Origin of the sequence: Streptosporangium brasiliense, assembly GCF_030811595.1 — a bacterium.
In the GTDB taxonomy this organism is placed as follows: Bacteria; Actinomycetota; Actinomycetes; order Streptosporangiales; family Streptosporangiaceae; genus Streptosporangium; species Streptosporangium brasiliense.
The window spans coordinates 1,645,260-1,661,461 of record NZ_JAUSRB010000002.1 but is presented as its reverse complement, the minus strand read 5'-3'; the positions used below and the strand labels follow the sequence as shown (position 1 = coordinate 1,661,461).

The 16,202-nt window shown below is 72.5% G+C and carries 16 protein-coding genes; 8 read left to right on the top strand and 8 right to left on the bottom strand.

The window, feature by feature from the left end:
- Nucleotides 1-210: 210 nt before the first annotated feature.
- On the bottom strand, nt 211-933 hold the full coding sequence (locus J2S55_RS16205; RefSeq protein WP_306861398.1) for a hypothetical protein: 723 nt from the start codon (nt 931-933) through the stop codon (nt 211-213).
- Between the two features lie 209 nt (nt 934-1,142).
- On the opposite strand from J2S55_RS16205, the gene J2S55_RS16200 reads away from it, so the two are divergent.
- Both J2S55_RS16200 and J2S55_RS16195 read left to right on the top strand, forming a co-directional pair.
- Complete coding sequence (locus J2S55_RS16200) at nt 1,143-1,763, top strand: TetR family transcriptional regulator (protein WP_306861396.1); 621 nt, start codon at nt 1,143-1,145, stop codon at nt 1,761-1,763.
- A gap of 82 nt (nt 1,764-1,845) precedes the next feature.
- Nucleotides 1,846-2,622 carry a bestrophin-like domain gene (locus J2S55_RS16195; RefSeq protein WP_306861395.1) on the top strand — a complete coding sequence of 259 codons (777 nt, stop codon included), beginning with the start codon at nt 1,846-1,848 and terminating at the stop codon, nt 2,620-2,622.
- A gap of 65 nt (nt 2,623-2,687) precedes the next feature.
- On the opposite strand, the gene J2S55_RS16190 is transcribed toward J2S55_RS16195, so the two are convergent.
- Nucleotides 2,688-3,428, bottom strand: a complete 741-nt coding sequence (locus tag J2S55_RS16190; RefSeq protein ID WP_306861393.1) for a hypothetical protein — start codon at nt 3,426-3,428, stop codon at nt 2,688-2,690.
- Between the two features lie 198 nt (nt 3,429-3,626).
- On the opposite strand from J2S55_RS16190, the gene J2S55_RS16185 reads away from it, so the two are divergent.
- Nucleotides 3,627-4,595 (top strand): LLM class F420-dependent oxidoreductase, encoded by a 969-nt coding sequence (locus J2S55_RS16185; RefSeq protein WP_306861392.1) that lies wholly within the window; start codon nt 3,627-3,629, stop codon nt 4,593-4,595.
- Between the two features lie 206 nt (nt 4,596-4,801).
- The gene (locus J2S55_RS16180; RefSeq protein ID WP_306861390.1) at nt 4,802-5,140 is read left to right on the top strand and encodes a YkvA family protein; all 339 of its coding nucleotides are present in this window, start codon (nt 4,802-4,804) and stop codon (nt 5,138-5,140) included.
- Here J2S55_RS16180 and J2S55_RS16175 read toward each other — a convergent pair.
- The 3 genes from J2S55_RS16175 to J2S55_RS16165 all read right to left on the bottom strand — a co-directional run bounded on the left by J2S55_RS16175 (nt 5,121) and on the right by J2S55_RS16165 (nt 8,049).
- Nucleotides 5,121-6,317 carry an amidohydrolase family protein gene (locus tag J2S55_RS16175; RefSeq protein WP_306861388.1) on the bottom strand — a complete coding sequence of 399 codons (1,197 nt, stop codon included), beginning with the start codon at nt 6,315-6,317 and terminating at the stop codon, nt 5,121-5,123. The two genes, J2S55_RS16180 and J2S55_RS16175, sit on opposite strands and share 20 nt — an antisense overlap.
- A 169-nt stretch (nt 6,318-6,486) precedes the next feature.
- Nucleotides 6,487-7,227: a tyrosine-protein phosphatase gene (locus J2S55_RS16170; RefSeq protein ID WP_306861386.1), complete on the bottom strand. Its 741-nt coding sequence runs from the start codon at nt 7,225-7,227 to the stop codon at nt 6,487-6,489.
- A 36-nt stretch (nt 7,228-7,263) separates the two neighbouring features.
- Nucleotides 7,264-8,049, bottom strand: a complete 786-nt coding sequence (locus tag J2S55_RS16165) for an SURF1 family cytochrome oxidase biogenesis protein (protein ID WP_306861384.1) — start codon at nt 8,047-8,049, stop codon at nt 7,264-7,266.
- Between the two features lie 181 nt (nt 8,050-8,230).
- Between J2S55_RS16165 and J2S55_RS16160 the strand changes: the two genes are divergently transcribed.
- Nucleotides 8,231-8,899 carry a VC0807 family protein gene (locus J2S55_RS16160; protein WP_306861382.1) on the top strand — a complete coding sequence of 223 codons (669 nt, stop codon included), beginning with the start codon at nt 8,231-8,233 and terminating at the stop codon, nt 8,897-8,899.
- On the opposite strand, the gene J2S55_RS16155 is transcribed toward J2S55_RS16160, so the two are convergent.
- Nucleotides 8,832-9,341: a winged helix-turn-helix transcriptional regulator gene (locus J2S55_RS16155; protein WP_306861379.1), complete on the bottom strand. Its 510-nt coding sequence runs from the start codon at nt 9,339-9,341 to the stop codon at nt 8,832-8,834. The two genes, J2S55_RS16160 and J2S55_RS16155, sit on opposite strands and share 68 nt — an antisense overlap.
- Before the next feature lie 87 nt (nt 9,342-9,428).
- Between J2S55_RS16155 and J2S55_RS16150 the strand changes: the two genes are divergently transcribed.
- Both J2S55_RS16150 and J2S55_RS16145 read left to right on the top strand, forming a co-directional pair.
- A complete protein-coding gene (locus tag J2S55_RS16150) occupies nt 9,429-9,947 on the top strand; it encodes a GNAT family N-acetyltransferase (RefSeq protein ID WP_306861377.1) in 519 nt (172 codons plus the stop codon).
- 124 nt (nt 9,948-10,071) lie between these two features.
- The gene (locus tag J2S55_RS16145) at nt 10,072-10,668 is read left to right on the top strand and encodes a TetR/AcrR family transcriptional regulator (RefSeq protein WP_306861375.1); all 597 of its coding nucleotides are present in this window, start codon (nt 10,072-10,074) and stop codon (nt 10,666-10,668) included.
- A gap of 64 nt (nt 10,669-10,732) precedes the next feature.
- On the opposite strand, the gene J2S55_RS16140 is transcribed toward J2S55_RS16145, so the two are convergent.
- Complete coding sequence (locus J2S55_RS16140) at nt 10,733-11,044, bottom strand: hypothetical protein (protein WP_306861373.1); 312 nt, start codon at nt 11,042-11,044, stop codon at nt 10,733-10,735.
- Between the two features lie 147 nt (nt 11,045-11,191).
- On the opposite strand from J2S55_RS16140, the gene J2S55_RS16135 reads away from it, so the two are divergent.
- The gene (locus tag J2S55_RS16135) at nt 11,192-12,634 is read left to right on the top strand and encodes a DUF7059 domain-containing protein (protein ID WP_306861371.1); all 1,443 of its coding nucleotides are present in this window, start codon (nt 11,192-11,194) and stop codon (nt 12,632-12,634) included.
- 313 nt (nt 12,635-12,947) lie between these two features.
- On the opposite strand, the gene J2S55_RS16130 is transcribed toward J2S55_RS16135, so the two are convergent.
- Nucleotides 12,948-16,016, bottom strand: coding sequence for an AfsR/SARP family transcriptional regulator (locus J2S55_RS16130; RefSeq protein WP_306861369.1), 3,069 nt, complete (start codon nt 16,014-16,016; stop codon nt 12,948-12,950).
- Nucleotides 16,017-16,202: the final 186 nt, after the last annotated feature.

Genomic DNA, 16,202 nt, shown 5'->3' with positions numbered 1-16,202 from the left:
GCCATGGGCGCGGGTCCGCCGTGGTTCCCGGGCCCGCGTGGTCCCGCCCGCCGTACGGCCGGAAGACGCCTTCCGGCCGTACGGCGGCGCCGGGCGGCGCGGGCTCAGCCGTACGTCGGCGCCGGGCGCCATGAGTTCAGCCGTACGGCGGGGCCGGGCACCACGGGCGTCACCGGACACCACGGGCGCCGGAGGAAGAGACCACGGGGGTCAGAGGAAGAGAATGTCCCAGTGGTCGGACTCGCGGGCGTAGACGGTCCCCTCGTCCCGGTAGAGGGCGGCCCCGTCGCCGCGGACGCCGTCGAGGACGTGCTCGCGGGTGATGTAGCCGTTGATGCAGGGGTTGAGCTCGATGTCCAGCTTGTAGCCCCGGTGGTGGCTGTAGCGGCCGGGGGCGTGGCCGACCTCGGTGCCACCGGTGACGACGACGGGGCAGCCGCTGCGGCGCTTCAGCGCGATCACGTTCTCCACGGTGGCGGCCCGCACCGCCTCAAGTGAGGTGCAGGTCCCCACCCTGCGGTTGCTGCACCCCCCGGACGACATCCAGCGCAGGCCGGCGTTGCGCAGCAACTGTGTGGCCTGCGCGTGGCCGAGCCGTACCGGCTGGCCCGGGGCGGACTTCCCGCCCGGCCGCCCGGACTCCCCGCCCGGCCGCCCGGCCGTACTGACCGCGCTCGCCTGCCGGTACAGGCTCCGGGCGTAGCGCCGGGCGGCGGCCAGGACGCCGGCGTCGTAGGCCCCGACTGCCGTGGCCCGGAGCCGGGCGGGCCGGACGGCGGCGGGCGCCCCCGCGGCCGTCACGGCGATGGACGGGCGCGGGCTGTCGGCCGCGGCGGTGCCGTGCGAGGCCAGCGCGATGAGTGATATCTGCAGTGCCAGCAGTGCCCCGGCCGTGAGCCGCGCACGCCGCTGTTTACAGGGACGTGTCCCCATACATTTATCCCTTGTGACGGGAGCCCTCCCACCGAAAGGATCAATCCCACATTGGAACCGGTATGACCCCTCTGGGGGGGTGGATTTTGCCCTGCGATGGCGATCATCGTGATCCGCGATGACCTCACGGCGCCATGGGTCGTACAGTGACGAACGTGGCCGAGCCGACTCAGAGAAGCAGGGGATCAGACAAGACTCGCGAAGTCATCGTGGAGACCGCTTTACGGCTGTTCCGCGAGCGCGGATACGAGGCCACCACGATGCGGGCCATCGCCGCCGAGGCCGGCGTCTCGGTGGGGAACGCCTACTACTACTTCGCCTCCAAGGAAGCCCTGGTCCAGGCGTACTACGACCGGGCGCAGGCCGAGCACGAGGCCGCCTGCGAGGAGCTGCTGGCCACCGAGCGCTCCTTCGCCCCGCGCCTGGGCGGGGTGCTGCGGGAGTGGGTGCGCGTCTCGGAGCCCTATCACGAGTTCGCGGTGAAGTTCTTCAAGCACGCGGCGGAGCCGAGCAACCCCCTCAGCCCGTTCAGCGCCGAGTCGTCGCCCGCCCGGGACGCCGCGATCGCGATCTACCGCAGGGTGGTGGAGGGGGCGGCCGACCGGATGGACGCCGAGCTCAGGGCGGAGCTGCCGGAGCTGCTCTGGCTGATGTCGATGGGGGTCGTGCTGTTCTGGGTGCACGACACCTCGGAGGGGTGCCGGCGGACCTACCGGTTCATCGAGCTCAGCGTGCCGCTGGTGGACCGGCTGGTCGGGCTCTCCCATCTGCCGGGCCTGCGGGGGGTCGCCCGGGACTTCATCGCGGGGGTCCACGAACTCCGTGAGTGACGTCCGGCGCGAACCACGAGAATTCCAGTAACGAACACATTACCCTCGGTAGTTACTTCGGTGACGAGTTCGAGGGAGTCTCATGGGCTGGGTAACCATGCTGGTCGTGGCGGCCGTCGCGATCACGATGATCGCGCTTCTCGTGCTCAGGCGGCGGGGCAGGGCGGAGGAGGGCGGCGGCTCCGCGTCGGTGGACTTCTCCGCCAACCTCGCCCTCGCCGTCTACCTGCTGGTGCTGGCCTACGCCGCGGTGCTCTGCCGGGACGCCCTGTCGACCTCGCAGGCCGACGTCCAGGCCGAGGCGGAGGTCCTCACCGAGATGTACTGGTCGGTGGCGCCGATCCCGGAGGCGGCGCCGATCCGGGCGCAGATCCGCGACTACTCCGCCAGGAGCGTCGACCTCGACTGGCCGCTGATGACCAAGGGGCAGATGTCCCCGATCCCCACGCTGATGCTGGAGGACATGCGGGCCGCGACGATCCGGCTGCGGCCCGCCGGCGAGGAGAGCAAGGGCCTGCAGCAGGACGCGCTCAGCCATCTGTCCGAGGCCGCCCACGCGCGCGCCCTCCGCACGGCCGACGCCGGCACGGGCCTGGAGAGCATCTTCGTGATCTCAATGATCATCTCCGGGCTGCTGGTGATCGCGCTGCCCTGGACGCTCGGGGCCAGGCCCACACTCCCGTCGATCATCGGCGACGCCGTCAGGGTGGGCGTGGTCGTCATCGGGATCGGCTTCATCATGCTGATCAGCCACCCGTTCGCGGGGCTGGGCGCCGTCGGGCCGGACGCCTTCAAGGCGGCGCAGAAGCAGTACGACCAGATCGACGAGCGGTTCCCGGTGAGATACGCCGCCGAATAGCGGCCCGGCGCGGCGTCCGGGGCCCGCCGGCGGATCTCCGCCGGCGGGCTCCCGCGTCTTCTCCGCTACCGGCGGGCCCTGCCGTTCAGCGCGGCGACCGCGGTGACCGAGATCACGCCGGTGAAGACCACCAGGATGACCAGCCTGCGGTCGGTGCCCCGGCGCCGGTCGGTGAAGCGGGCCGGCGCCGCCCGTCGCTCCAGGGGGCGGGCGGAGGGGAGCGGCCGGGGCGTGGGGGTCGGGGTCGGGGTGGGAGTGGCCGACGGCGGGGCGACGGCCCGGCTGGGCTGGGGCCTCGGCGGCGCGGGCGGCTCGACGGGCCGGGGCGTGGGCGGCCGGGGCGTCGGCGGCCGCGGGACCGTCGGCGTGGGAGGCGGGGGAGCCGTCGGATACGGAGGCTCGGGCGTGGGATATCCCGGCCCGGGATATTCGGGATCGGGATATCCGGGGCCGGGATGTTCAGGCTCGGGATACTCCGGCTCCGGGTGATCGTCGGCGGGGTGTCCGGGCTCCTCCGGGAAGGGCGGTGGAGGCTCGGCCGGGTGCCCCGGGTGTCGGAGCCCCGCCGCCTCCGCGAGCGCCCTGAGGACCGCTCTCGGGGCCGCGCCGGGCGCCGGCACGGAGGGCGTCGGGGTCGGGGCGGCGGTCCCGGGCGGCGGCCCGCCGTGCTCGGATCTGCGGCAGTGGCCGGGAGGGGCCGTCCGGCCGTCGGCGGAGGCCGCGGCGCCGGCCGATCCCGCCGGTACGGGCGCGGCGATACAGGCCGCCAGGACCGCCGCGCCGAGTAGTCGCCGTCGTTGTCTCACGCGCCTGTTCATCGTCACCCGAACGTTCTAACACCTAACGCACGGTGATGAAGGGGTAAGTGAGCAGGCGGTAAAGATCGTTCCAAGGAACATACCGTCCGGTTGGTATGGTCAATCCATTGACGGCCCCCCGATCGGGTGCGGCAAGCTACATCAGAATGTCGTTCTGGACAGCGACCACGGACACGGAGGCGGCAGATGGCTACAGGCGCACGCTGGGGGATGACGGTTCCCTTCTACGACCGCACGCTGGCCGGATCCAGGGAACTGGTCGCCGAACTGCCCGGGCTCGGCTACACCGACGTCTGGTCGGCAGAGGTCAACGGCGTCGACGGCTTCGTGCCGCTGGCACTGGCCGCCGAATGGGCCCCCGGCCTGCGGCTCGGCAGCGCGATCGTCCCGGTCTCCACCCGGGGGCCCGGCCTGCTGGCCATGTCGGCCGCCACGCTCGCCGACCTCGCCCCCGGACGGTTCGTCCTGGGCGTCGGGGCCTCCTCCCCGGCCATCGTCGAGCGGTGGAACGCCGGTGAGTTCGTCAGGCCGTTCGCCAGGACCAGAGACACCCTGCGCTTCCTGAGGAGGGCCCTCGCGGGGGAGAAGGTCACCGAGAAGTACGAGACGTTCGAGGTGAAGGGCTTCAGGCTGGAGCGCGCCCCCGAGGTCCCGCCGAAGATCGTGCTCGCCGCGCTGCGGCCCCGGATGCTCCGCCTGGCCGCCGCCGAGGCCGACGGCGCGATCACCAACTGGCTCTCGCCGCAGGACGTGCGGAAGGTCAGGGCCGAGCTCACCCCGGAGACCGAGCTGATCGCCCGGCTGTTCGTGTGCGTCAGCGAGGACGCGGAGCGGGTGCGGGAGCTCGGCCGGCGGATGCTCGCCGCCTATCTGACCGTCCCGGTCTACGCCGCCTTCCACGAGTGGCTGGGGCGCGGTGAGGTGCTGCGGCCGATGCATGAGGCCTGGGCCGCGGGCGACCGCCAGGCGGCCCTCAAGGCCATCCCGGACGAGGTCGTGGACGCGCTCGTCGTGCACGGCGACGCGGCGACGTGCCGGGCCAGGATCCGGGAGTACGTGGACAGCGGGCTGGACACCCCGGTGCTCGCCCCCATCCCCGGTGGCGAGGTCCCGATCGCGCAGGCCGTACGGGAGCTGGCTCCCGCCGCGGGATGACCCGGCGGGCCGTACAGGAGCCGGCTCCCGGCGCGGGACGGCCCGGCGGCCGCAGGAACCCGCCACGGGATGACCCATCGGGCGGCGGGAACCCGGCGCGGGATGGCCCGGCTGGCCGCGGGAACCCGGCGCGGAGGTGACGCGTTATATCGTGAAACGGCGGGGTAGTAAGCCGCCAGACGAACGTGCTCCGAGGAGGTTCCCCCATGGCGAAGGCGGCGCGTGCGGCACAGGCCTGGCGGACGTACAAGAGCGTGACGGAGCCGGGCTCGCCCGGCCTCGGCGCCCGTCTGCGGGCCATCCCGAAGATGATCGGCGCGGTGATGCGCGGGCGGTATCCCGGCATGGGCAAGAGCAAGCTGGCCATGATGGGCCTGGGCGTGCTCTACATCCTCTCGCCGGTCGACGTCGTCCCGGACTTCCTGGTGCTCATCGGGGTGGCCGACGACTTCGGCGTCTTCCTCTGGCTGATGGGCTCGCTGCTCGGCGAGAGCGGCCGCTACGTCGACTGGGAGCGCAGGCAGGTCAGAGCTTTTCCATCCTGAGCCAGGCGCGGGAGGGCAGCGGGTGGCCGAACAGGCGGGCGGCGTTGCCGTAGGCCACCCTGGCGATGTCGGCGGGCGGCAGGCTGCCCAGGTTCGTCGCGACGGCCTTCTGCGTGTCGGGCCAGGTGGAGTCGGAGTGCGGGTAGCCGCTCTCCAGCAGGACGTGCTCCAGGCCCACCGCCAGGCGCACCCCTGACAGGGCGTGGTCGTTGAGCGTGCCGAAGAAGAAGTTGCGGCGCAGGACCTCGCTGGGCTTCAGGCCGCCCTCCCAGGCCGCCTCGCCCGCGACCGGGTGGTCCAGGGCGTAGTCGGCCCGCTCGGCCAGCATCGGCAGCCAGCCCACGCCGCCCTCCACGATCAGGATCCGCAGCGCGGGGAAGCGCAGCGGCACGCCCGACCAGAGCCAGTCGGCGCAGGCGAACATGGCGCTGGCCGGCATCAGGGTGGTGATCGCCTCGATCGGGGTGTCCGGGGACGGCACCGGGGCCCAGGAGCCCGCGCCTGCGTGCAGGCAGACGACGGTCCCCGTCTCCTCGCACGCCTGGAAGAACGGGTCCCAGTGGTCGCTGTGGATGGACGGCAGGCGCAGGCGCGTGGGGAACTCGGGGAAGAGCACGGCCTTGAAACCGCGGGTCGCGTTCTCCCGGATCTCCTTGGCGGCGATCTCCGGGTCGGTCAGCCAGGGGAGCTGCAGGGCGATGATCCGCTCCGGGTAGGTGCCCGCCCAGACGTCGACGTGCCAGTCGTTCCACGCCCGCAGGACCGACAGCCCCAGCTCCTGGTCGCGGGTCTTGGCGAAGACCATCCCGGACTGCCCGGCCAGCATGCCGGGGAAGCACAGTGCCGCCCAGACGCCGGCCCGGTCCATGTCCTCGATGCGGGCCTCGATGTCGTGGCAGCCCGGCCGCATGTGCTCGAACCGCACCGGGTCGAGCGTCCACTGCTCGCGCGGCAGGCCGGCGCCCACGTCGAGCCCGGCGCACGGGTAGGTGGCCCCGCCGTAGCGCCAGACCTGGTGACCCGACTCGGTCTCGACCACCTTGGGGGCGAGGTCGGCGTATTTCTCGGGGAGCCGGCCTTCGAACATGTCGGGCGGCTCGATCAAATGATCATCGGCTGAAACGATCACATAATCCCGCCGCCTGGGCTCGGGGTCGGGGAGCAGCGGCGTAGTCACGCGGTAAACCGTACGTCGCTGGCATAACACTCATCAAGCTGCGAGGTCTCCGCTTGGTATCTGTAATGCCTCCCCACCGGTCCCGGGGCCGCCACAGGGGGAAAGGCGGCGGCCCCGGGGGCGGACCCGCCCTGAGGGTGCTGCTCTTGGCGGGCCCTGATCGGTGCCCCTACCCAGAGATCGTCCGAATATCGGGATTTTTCAGAAGATGTTGTCGAAGGGAAGTTATGACCTTTTCGTCGATTTTCAGGATCCGCGCGCAGTAGTCGCGGACCGGGCCGAGTTCGGTCAGGAACAGCCGCATCGCCTCGGCGGGCGCCTGGCCGAAACCCGGCCACGGCACCGGCTCGCCCGGATTCTCCCGCTGCCAGTACGCGATCAGCCGGGGCGTGGCCAGCCCGGTCAGCGCGTAGTCGGCGATCACGTCCTCCTCCGGCACCGACAGCAGCCGCAGCACCAGTGCCGTGAGCACCCCGGTGCGGTCCTTGCCCGCCGCGCAGTGGACCACCACCGGGGCGTTGCCCGCCTCGGCGATCATCTCCAGGGCGCTCCTGATCTCGACCTTCCCGTCGTGGGCCACCTCGTGGTAGCGGTCGGCGAAGAACCGGGCGATCCCGGCGTCGGGCAGGTAGTCACGCTCGACGTTCCAGCGCCGGTGCTCCACCGAGAAGTTGTGGTAGAGCGGGCCGTGGGGCGCCCGGCCCCGGCGCTCGACCTCCTCGGGATGGCGCAGGTCGATCACCGTCCGGACGCCGAGCGCCTCGAAGCGGCCGAGGTCGTCGTCGGCGAGCCAGTGCAGCGAGTCGGACCGGTAGAGCCGCTGCCAGCGCACCTCCAGCCCGTCTTCGGTGGAGTATCCGCCCACGTCCCGGAAATTGTGCAGCCGCGCGAACTCGATATGCCGGATCACGGGCTCCAACCTATCCAGCGCCGGGTGGCGGGGACATCAGGCGTCGACGGGGTGGGCCGCCTTCTTGGCCTCCTCGGCCCTGAGGTCGGCGGCCTCCCGGCGGATCAGCAGCGCCCAGCCGCCGACCGCGATCCCGATGAACAGCCACCACTGCACGCCGTAGGCCAGGTTGAGCCCGCCGCCCGCGCCGACGTCCGGCTCGGGCACCGGGGCCGGCGCCGCCGCTGCCTTGGGCGACTGCTCGGTCAGCTCCACGTATCCGCCCAGGAGCTTGTACGGCAGGCCCCGCCCGATCGCCTCGGTGTTGATCAGCAGGACCTGGCCCGGCGGGAGGCCCGCCCGGTCCTGGATGCCCGAGGACTCCTCGGTCTCGGTGGGCCGTATCCGGCCGGTGACAGTCACCTCACCCGTGCTCGGCGCGGGCACCTCGGGGAGGGCGTCGGCCGTGGCGCCCGCCTTGACCCAGCCCCGGTTGACCAGCACGCCCCGGCCGTTGCCGATGTCCAGCGGGGTGAGCACGTAGAAGCCGACCACGCTGTCCTGGACGCGGCGGCGGACCAGGAGCTGGTGGGCCGCGTCGAACGTCCCCGTCGCCGTCACAGGGTGGTATTTGTCCTGGACGCGCACCGTGCCGCCGGGCGTGGTCAGCCTGTCCACGGGCACGGGCGCGGCCGCCAGGTTGGCGGTGACCTCGTGACTGGTGGTGGACCGCTCCTCGTAACGCCCGAACTGCCATTGCCCCAGGAACACGAAAGCGGGGATGACCAGCAGGACCACCACGTGAAGGGCGAGCCATCGAGGAGTCAGAAGGAACCGGTACACGCTCCCAAGAGTAGGCACCGGGGGCACCGCTCTCTCCCTCGACCACGTCTTCCGCCGTAGTAGGGTGCCCGGAACGCCCGATCGTCGGAGTCGCGGGAAGTCTTCCGGACGCTCCGGACATCCCGTACGGTCGGGTGGATCCATCCCCGGAACGTTCCATGATCTCCGGAGCCCGCGCCTGATGACTCTGCTCCTGTCGCCCCCCGTGGTCCCGGTCGCGCTGCCCCGGCTCGGGGCGCTGCTGCGGCACGCCGCACCCCGGGTGCTGGAGGGGATGATCCTCCCGGTCGCCGTCTTCTACGTCGGGCTGGTGTTCTTCGGCCCGTACGGCGCGCTGGCCGTGGCGGTGGCCTGGGTCTACGGCGGGATCGCCTGGCGGCTGGCCAGGCGCGGGCCGGTGCCCGGCACGGTGATCCTGGCCGCCGGGACGATCACGGTCCGGATGGTGCTGGCCTGGGTGGCCGAGAACCCCGCGCTGTTCTTCCTGCCGTCCTGTCTCGGTGTCTTCTGCGCGAGCATGGGCTTCCTGCTCACCGCGCGGCTGCGGCGGCCGCTGGTCCAGCGGGTGGCGACCGACCTGGTCCCGTTCCCCGAGCACCTGCTGGAGCATCCGCGGATGCGCCGCTTCTTCGTGGGGCAGTCGGTGCTGTGGGGCGGCGCGCAACTCCTCAATGCGGGGCTGAGCCTGTGGCTGCTGCTCAGCCAGCCCCTGGAGACCTACCTGCTCGTGCGGACCACGGCGGTCGCGGTGCTGCTCGGCGGCGCGGCGCTGATCTCGGTGCTCAGCCTCCGGCGCTGCCTGCGCGCGCTACGGCGGGCGGGCGCAGACCCGGCCCTGGGTGCGGGGTGACCTCCCGGGGGCCGGCGACCTCGTGGCCGTCGGCGCAGCGGAAGTGCTGTTCGAGCGGGGCCCCGCAGCCGCGGTGGGTCAGCAGCACCGCCGGCCCCTCCCGGTCGGCGAGATAGCGGTCACCCCACCGCATCAGCGCGACCATGGTCGGGTAGAGGTCGAGCCCCATCTGGGTCAGCCGGTATTCGTCCCGGCGGCGCTGGCCGGGCTCGCGGTAGGGGACCTTGCGCAGCAGCCCCTCATCCACCAGCCGGGTCAGCCGGGCGCTGAGCACCTGTCTGGGCGCCCCGGTGGCGGCCTGCATGTCGGCGAAGCGGCGGACCCCCCTGAACGCCTCCCTGAGCACGAGGAACGACCACTTCTCGCCGACGATGGCCAAGGCGCGCTCGATGGAGCAGTTGTTCACCCGCAGGGGCATGTCACCGGAGGCCGCCTCACTCATGTCCGCATCGTAAGTCGCCATGGCGTCACCTCCAACGCCATCTAAGTCTAGTTGACATACTCAGCCTGGCGGGGCGACTCTAAGTCCATGATGCGAACTCAGCTCGCGTGGGCGCACCACGGCCCGTCGCCGGCCGTACCCGGCGACGGCGTCGAGATCCGGCCGGCCCGGGCGGACGACGAGGAGCGGATCCGTCGCTTCCTCGCGGGACTGTCGCCGCGGACGCAGACGCAGCGATTCTTCACCCGGATCACCCGGCCGAGCGCGAGCCTGGTCAGGGCGCTGCTCGCGGTGGACGAGCGACGGGACGCGCTGCTCGCCGTACGCGGGGAGAGCGTCGTCGGCCACGCGATGAGCTTCAAGGGGGATGCGACCGACATCGAGATCGCCCTGGTGGTGGCCGACGAGTGGCAGGGGCGCGGGGTCGGCTCCCGGCTCACCCGGCGGCTGCTCCGCCGGGCCTCCGTCGGCGGGGCCCGGACGCTCGGGATGGACGTGCTCGGCGACAACCGCAAGGTGCTGTCGATGGTCCGCAGAGCGTGGCCGGAGGCGACCATGCGGGCCTCCGGCGGGGCCGTCCAGGTGACGGCGGCGGTGGACCTGTGACCCGTCCGGGGCGGTCTCCCAGGTCTGGGGCGGGCCGTCGCAGCCGAGGCGATATGCTCGACTCGATCTGAGGCGTCCCCGCGATATTTGCGGAACAAGGTTCTGTTGCCGCACCATTGACCTTGTGAAGAGTGCCAAGAGCGGACGCGACGGCCGCACCCGGATCATCGAGGGTGCCCTGCGCCGATTCAGCCAGGACGGCGTCTCGGCCACCACACTGGCCAGCCTCCGCGAGGAGAGCGGCGTCAGCGTCGGTAGTTTTTACCACCACTTCGCGAGCAAGGAACACGTCTACGGCGTGCTCTACGCCGACACCCTCCGGATGTATCAGGAGGTCTTCCTCGCCGAGCTGCAGCGGCACGAGGGCGCCAAGGAGGGCATCGAGGCCATCGTCGCACTGCACATGGCCTGGTGCGGCGAGAACCGCGAGCGGGCGCACCTGCTGATCAGCGAACGGCCGCCCAAGCGCGACGAGCCGGGCGGCACCGAGGTGTCGGATTCGCGCCGTGCGTTCTTCAAGCAGGTCTCCGACTGGTGGCGCCCCCACATGAAGGACGGCCTGCTCCAGCCGGTCCACCCGACCATGTGCTACGTGCTCTGGCTCGGCCCCGCCACCGAGATGTGCCGCCTGTGGTTCGCCGGCGCCCACCAGCCCACCCAGGAGGAGATAGCGGGCCTGTGCGAGGCGGCCTGGCAGAGCCTGCGCCAGCAGCCCGCCTGACCCCGGACCCGCGCGGGCTCCGTCCCCGGGGGGCCTCGGCGCGCTCCCGCCGGCAGGCACGGCCTCAGCGCGCTCCCGCCAGCCGGCGCAGCCGGGTGGGGACCCGCCAGACCTCCTCGTCCAGCGAGATGTCCAGCCGCAGGTCCTGGCGGCGGCGGCGCAGGCCGGGCACGCGCACCCGGTCGCAGACGTCGAACCTGCCGCGCCGGGGATAGCCGAAGCCCAGCTCCCCGGGCAGGACCCGCAGCTCGTCCCGGTTGCCGCAGCGGGGACAGGTCCAGGCGACCAGGTCCATCCCCCGGTTGTAGTCGTGGCAGGCGCGGAAATACTCATCAGGGCGGAAACGGGACTCACAGGCGAAGCATGGGATCAACATCACGGATCCTTTGAGCGGATGAGGCGGCTCTACAGAATTACCCCTCCGTGCTTGAGGTCGGCTTGCAGAATGCTTACGCAATCTGTAACAGTCTGATCACTCTGTGCATCGAGGGGGTGATGAGGCCGCTGATGCGAGGATGGCCCGGTGAACGATCTGCCTGTCCGGCTCAGGGAGCTACTGCTCGACGCCGGCTACACCATCGACGGCGTCCGCGAGCGGCTCGGCGAGGTCGCCGCCACCGCGCTCTCCCGCGAGGAGACGGTGCCCGCCCTGCGCGCCACCCGCGACAGAGACCTCCTCGGCACGCTGATCCGGCTGTGGTGGCTCGGCGTGCCGGTGGACGCGCCCGCCGCCCTCCCGGTGGCCGACCTGGCCGCCGCCGGCCTGGTGAGGGCGGAGGCGGGCCGGATCACCTCCACGGTCCACCTGCAGCCCTGGGAGACGGGCGGCTACGTCGTCTCCGACCGCAAGGTCAGGCCCGGCGACCCCGCCCTGCGCGAGGAGCACGTCGTCGGCGCGGGCGGGGCCTCGGCGAACCTGGCCCAGCTGGTCTCCCGCCGCCCGGTGGGGCGCGCCCTCGACCTCGGCACCGGGTGCGGGGTGCAGGTGCTGCACCTGGCCGGCCGGGCCGAGGAGATCGTGGCCACCGACGTCAATCCCCGCGCCCTGGAGATGGCCCGGCTGAGCTGGGCGCTGTCCGGGGTCGAGGGGGTGGAGGCCCGGCGCGGCTCCCTGTTCGATCCCGTCGAGGGCGACCGCTTCGACCTGATCGTCTCCAACCCGCCGTTCGTGATCTCCCCCGCCGGCCGGTTCACCTACCGGGAGTCCGGCTCCGCGGCCGACGGCTTCTGCCGCGACCTCGTACGGCTGGCCCCCCGCTTCCTCGCGCCCGGCGGCACCTGCCAGCTGCTGGCCAACTGGCTGCACGTCGGCGGCGAAGACTGGCGGGACCGGGTGGGCGGCTGGCTGACCGGGACCGGCTGCGACGGCTGGGTGGTGCAGCGGGACGTGCAGGACCCGGCCGAATACGTGGAGCTGTGGCTGCGGGACGCCGCCGAGCAGGGCACCCCCCGCTACCGCGAGCTCTACGACGGCTGGCTCGGCTGGTTCGAGTCCCTCGGCGTCACCGGGATCGGCTTCGGCTGGATCACCGTGCACGACTCCGGCAGCCTCGACCCGGTCGTGCGGGTCGAGGAGTTCGGCCAGCGGGTGGAGCTGCCGGTCGGCGGCTACGTCGACGGGGTGCTGGGCTCGATCGCCGCGGCGCACCGGCTGTCCGACGAGGAGCTGCTGGGCGCCCGGCTGGCGCTGGCCGACGGCGTGCTGGAGGAACGGATCGGCCCGCCCGGCGCGGAGGACCCGGCGAGGATCACGCTCAGGCAGACCGGCGGGCTGCGCCGCAGTGCACAGGTGGGGACCGTGGAAGCGGCTCTCGCCGGGGTCTGCGACGGTGATTATCCACTGGACCCGCTGCTCGCCGCGATCGCGGAGCTCACCGGGGAGGACCCCGATGAGCTGCGGTCCAAGGCCCCCGGAGCGCTCCGCCCACTGATCGCCGAAGGGTTTTTCCACATATCCACAGGGTGATCGTCCACAGGCTGTGGATATCCCTGCCGATCGCTTTTTGATCGAATGTTGAGCGCCGGGGGACATGCTCTGGCTGTGGGCACGGATCCCGGGGGGAAAGGGACCGTGTTCGAGTCCGGCCGGTCGTCGAAGTGAGGCGGCCGGCCACCGGGTGACGCACCGGATGACCGGGCCCCCTACGCGTCACCCGATGGCCTGACGGCTGGCCGGGCACCCACATCCATCCGACTCCAGGCTCAGACCGACAGGGACCCCGGTGATCAACCACTTCTGGATGACGCGTTTAGACGACGACCTGTACGACGGACTCGGGTCAGTTGCCGACGTGGTCGCGATCGAGCAGGGCACGCAGGTCCGCGGCCTCGGGCGCGCCGAGCCTGACGAAGATGTCATGGGCGCGCTGGAGACAGTCGCGGCTGCGGGCGGTGCTGCCGAGCCCCGCGAGCGCCCTGCCTAGCACCCACAGCGACAGCGCCTCGCCGTACGGGTGGCCGATCTCGCGGCTGACCGTCAGGGCCTGCTCCGCGTGGCGGGTGGCATCGGAGAACCGGCCGGCGGTGATGAACGTCTCGGCCAGCCGCGAGCAGACCCGCTGCTCCCACACCCGCTGCTTGCTGGCCCGGAAGAAAGCCAGGCACTCGGCATGATGGTGGACCGCCTCGTTGAGCCGCCCGACCCGCGACAGGACCATCCCCAGGTGGTAGCGGGCCCGGGCGGTGCCCGCGCTGGAGCCCATCTCGATGAAGACGGCCAGCCCCTGCTCGGCGGCGGCGGTCGCCTCTTCCTGCTGGCCCAGGAACAGGTGGTCGCGGGCGGAGTAGCTGAGCGCCAGGGCCTCACCGCCCCGCGCGCCGACCTCCCTGAACACCTCGCGCGCCGAGTCGAACCAGGCCAGCGCCTCCACGTGGCGGCGCCGGCGGCCGGCCACGACGGCCAGCGCGTTCATCGCCTCGCCGGTGACGATCCGGTCGCCCCCGGCGGCCAGGTCCAGCGACGCCCGGAACTCGCTGTCGGCCTCGGCCAGCCGGTTGGCGCCGAACAGCACCCGGCCCAGCACGTAGTGGCAGCGCAGCTCGCTGGAGGTGGCGCCGAGCCGCTGGGCGACGGCCAGCATCTCCCTGGTCCGCTGCTCGAACTCCCGGGCGTGGCTGCCCGACTCCAGCAGCGGCTCCATGGCCAGCAGCAGGTCGGCGCCGGGCAGCAGGGCCTCGGCCGCCCGGGCGCCGCTCGCCTGGGCGATCGACGCGAACAGTGACTCCGCCTCGACCGACAGCCAGGCCACGGCCTCGTCGGCCGAGCCGAACGCGTGGCCCGGCCCGGCCACCGCGAGCTGGTCGGCGACCGTGCTGCCTTCGTAGGCGAGCCGGTGCGCCGACCGCGCGGAGGCCAGGTAGAAGTCGAGCAGCCGGCGCAGCGCGGGCGCGCCCTCCCCGTCGGCGGCGGCGCCCGCCGCCCCGGCCGGCGGTCCGGTCTCCCCCTCGGCGCGCTCCGCGGTGCGGCGGGCGAAGAGCTTGAGCAGGTCGTGGAAGCGGTAGCGGCCGGGGGCGGGGGCCTCCAGCAGGCTGGCGTCCACCAGGGACTCCAGGATGTCCTCGGTGTCCATCGGGCTCAGCGCGAGCAGCGCGGCGGCGGCCCCGATCGAGATGTCCGGGCCGCCGGGCAGGGAGAGCAGCCGGAACGCCCGGGCCTGCGCCGGGCCGAGCTGGCCGTAACCGAGGGCGAAGGTCGCCTCCACCGCCAGGTTGCCCACGCGCATCTCGTCCAGGCGGCGGCGCTCGTCGGCCAGCCGGGACACCAGCGAGGCGACCGTCCAGGAGGCGCGGGCGGCCAGGCGCGCCGCCACGATCCGCACCGCGAGCGGCAGGAAGCCGCAGGCGGCGACGGCGTCCATGGCGGCGGCGCGCTCGGCGGCCACCCGCTCGGCGCCGGCGACCGTGCCGAACAGGCCCAGCGCCTCGTCCGGCTCCATGACGTCCAGGTCGACCAGCCGGGCCGAGGCCAGGTCGGCGAGCTTGTGACGGCTGGTCACGATCGCCGCGCAACCGGTCGAGCCGGGCAGCAGGTGGCTGACCTGGGCGGCGTCCCTGGCGTTGTCGAGCAGCACCAGCATCCGCCGCTCGGCCAGGATCGAGCGGAACAGCGCCGACCGCTCGGCCAGGCCGTCCGGGATGACGTCGGCGGGCAGGCCGAGCCCGCGGAGGAAGGCCGCCAGCACGGACTCGGGGGCGGCCGGATCCTCACCGTATCCGCGCAGGTCGGCGTAGAGCTGGCCGTCGGGGAACAGGTCGTGCAGGGTGTGGGCGACGTGCACCGCGAGCGTCGTCTTGCCGACCCCTCCGATCCCGGAGATGGCGGCCACCGGCACCCCGTCGGCCCCGCCCTGGGTGGACAGCAGGGTGCACAGCCGGGCGACGATCTGGCGGCGGCCGGTGAAATCGTTCACCGCCGCGGGGAGCTGCGCCGGGCGTGGCAGCTCGGGGATCACGGGCTCGGCGGCCTCCGCCTCCCGGACGGGCCCGGCGGCGTCGGCGGGCGTGGGCCGTACCGGGTCGGCGCCGGAGACGGAGGCGGGAGCGGGGGCGGAGACCGGGGCGGGGGTGAGGCCCGGGTCTCCGGTGAGGATCCGTTGGTGCAGGGCGCTCAGGTCGGGGCCCGGCTCGATGCCGAGCTCCTCGATCAGCGCGGCGCGGGTGTCGGCGAAGGCCGCCAGCGCCTCGGCCTGCCGCCCGCACCGGTAGTAGGCCAGCATGAGCTGGGCCCGCAGCCGCTCGCGGAGCGGGTGGTCGGCGGTCAGTGCGATCAGCTCGGAGACGACGTCGGCGTGCCGGCCCAGCTCCAGGTCCAGGTCCATCAGGGTCTCCAGCACGCTCATCCGGCGCTCGACGAGCCGGTCGCGCTGGTGCTCGGCGTAGGGGCCGACGGCCCCGGCCAGTGGCTCGCCGGTGCACAGCGCGAGGCTCGCGCGCAGGCTCTCGGCGGCCCCGGCGAGGTCGCCGGCGCGGCGGGCGGTCTCGGCCTCCTGGACGCCCTGGTCGAAGAGGCTCAGGTCGAGGACACCGCCGTTCAGGCGCAGCGCGTAGCCCCGGCCGACCGAGGTGAGCAGCTCGGGGCGGGTGCGGGGGGACCTGCCGGGCTCCAGCACGGCCCGCAGCCGGGAGACGTAGGTGCGCAGCGCCCCGAGGGCGCGTGGCGGGGCGTCCTCCCCCCAGACCGCGTCGATCACCTCGCCCGGCGTGACCGCCCGGTTCTCGCGCAGCAGCAGCATCGCCAGGATGGAACGTTGCAAAGGAGTGCCCAGATCGAGCTCGATGCCGCCACGCCACGCCTGGACAGGGCCGAGTACGGCGAAGCGCAGTCCGTCTCCGCTGTCCTGAACGGCCATTTCTCTGATCTCCGCATCAATGGAAAGTTTTATGGCCAAATGATAGATCCTTGGTTGCTTACTCCATAGATGGCCGCTCGCTCGTTAACCGAAGCGTTGATTAGCCGTCAATCGGGCGTTGAGCCGTCAACGTGATGCTGAGGGCTGTCGGGCATGGCGCCATACGGGGGCTGCCATGCCCGACAT

Bases quoted from the DNA above. Each gene is read 5' to 3' on its own strand.
- J2S55_RS16155 (WP_306861379.1), bottom strand. From the start codon at position 9,341: ATGAGTGAGGCGGCCTCCGGTGACATGCCCCTGCGGGTGAACAACTGC.
- J2S55_RS16150 (WP_306861377.1), top strand. From the start codon at position 9,429: ATGATGCGAACTCAGCTCGCGTGGGCGCACCACGGCCCGTCGCCGGCC.
- J2S55_RS16195 (WP_306861395.1), top strand. From the start codon at position 1,846: ATGGGCTGGGTAACCATGCTGGTCGTGGCGGCCGTCGCGATCACGATG.
- J2S55_RS16160 (WP_306861382.1), top strand. From the start codon at position 8,231: ATGACTCTGCTCCTGTCGCCCCCCGTGGTCCCGGTCGCGCTGCCCCGG.
- J2S55_RS16185 (WP_306861392.1), top strand. From the start codon at position 3,627: ATGGCTACAGGCGCACGCTGGGGGATGACGGTTCCCTTCTACGACCGC.
- J2S55_RS16140 (WP_306861373.1), bottom strand. From the start codon at position 11,044: ATGTTGATCCCATGCTTCGCCTGTGAGTCCCGTTTCCGCCCTGATGAG.
- J2S55_RS16130 (WP_306861369.1), bottom strand. From the start codon at position 16,016: ATGGCCGTTCAGGACAGCGGAGACGGACTGCGCTTCGCCGTACTCGGC.
- J2S55_RS16180 (WP_306861390.1), top strand. From the start codon at position 4,802: ATGGCGAAGGCGGCGCGTGCGGCACAGGCCTGGCGGACGTACAAGAGC.
- J2S55_RS16205 (WP_306861398.1), bottom strand. From the start codon at position 933: ATGGGGACACGTCCCTGTAAACAGCGGCGTGCGCGGCTCACGGCCGGG.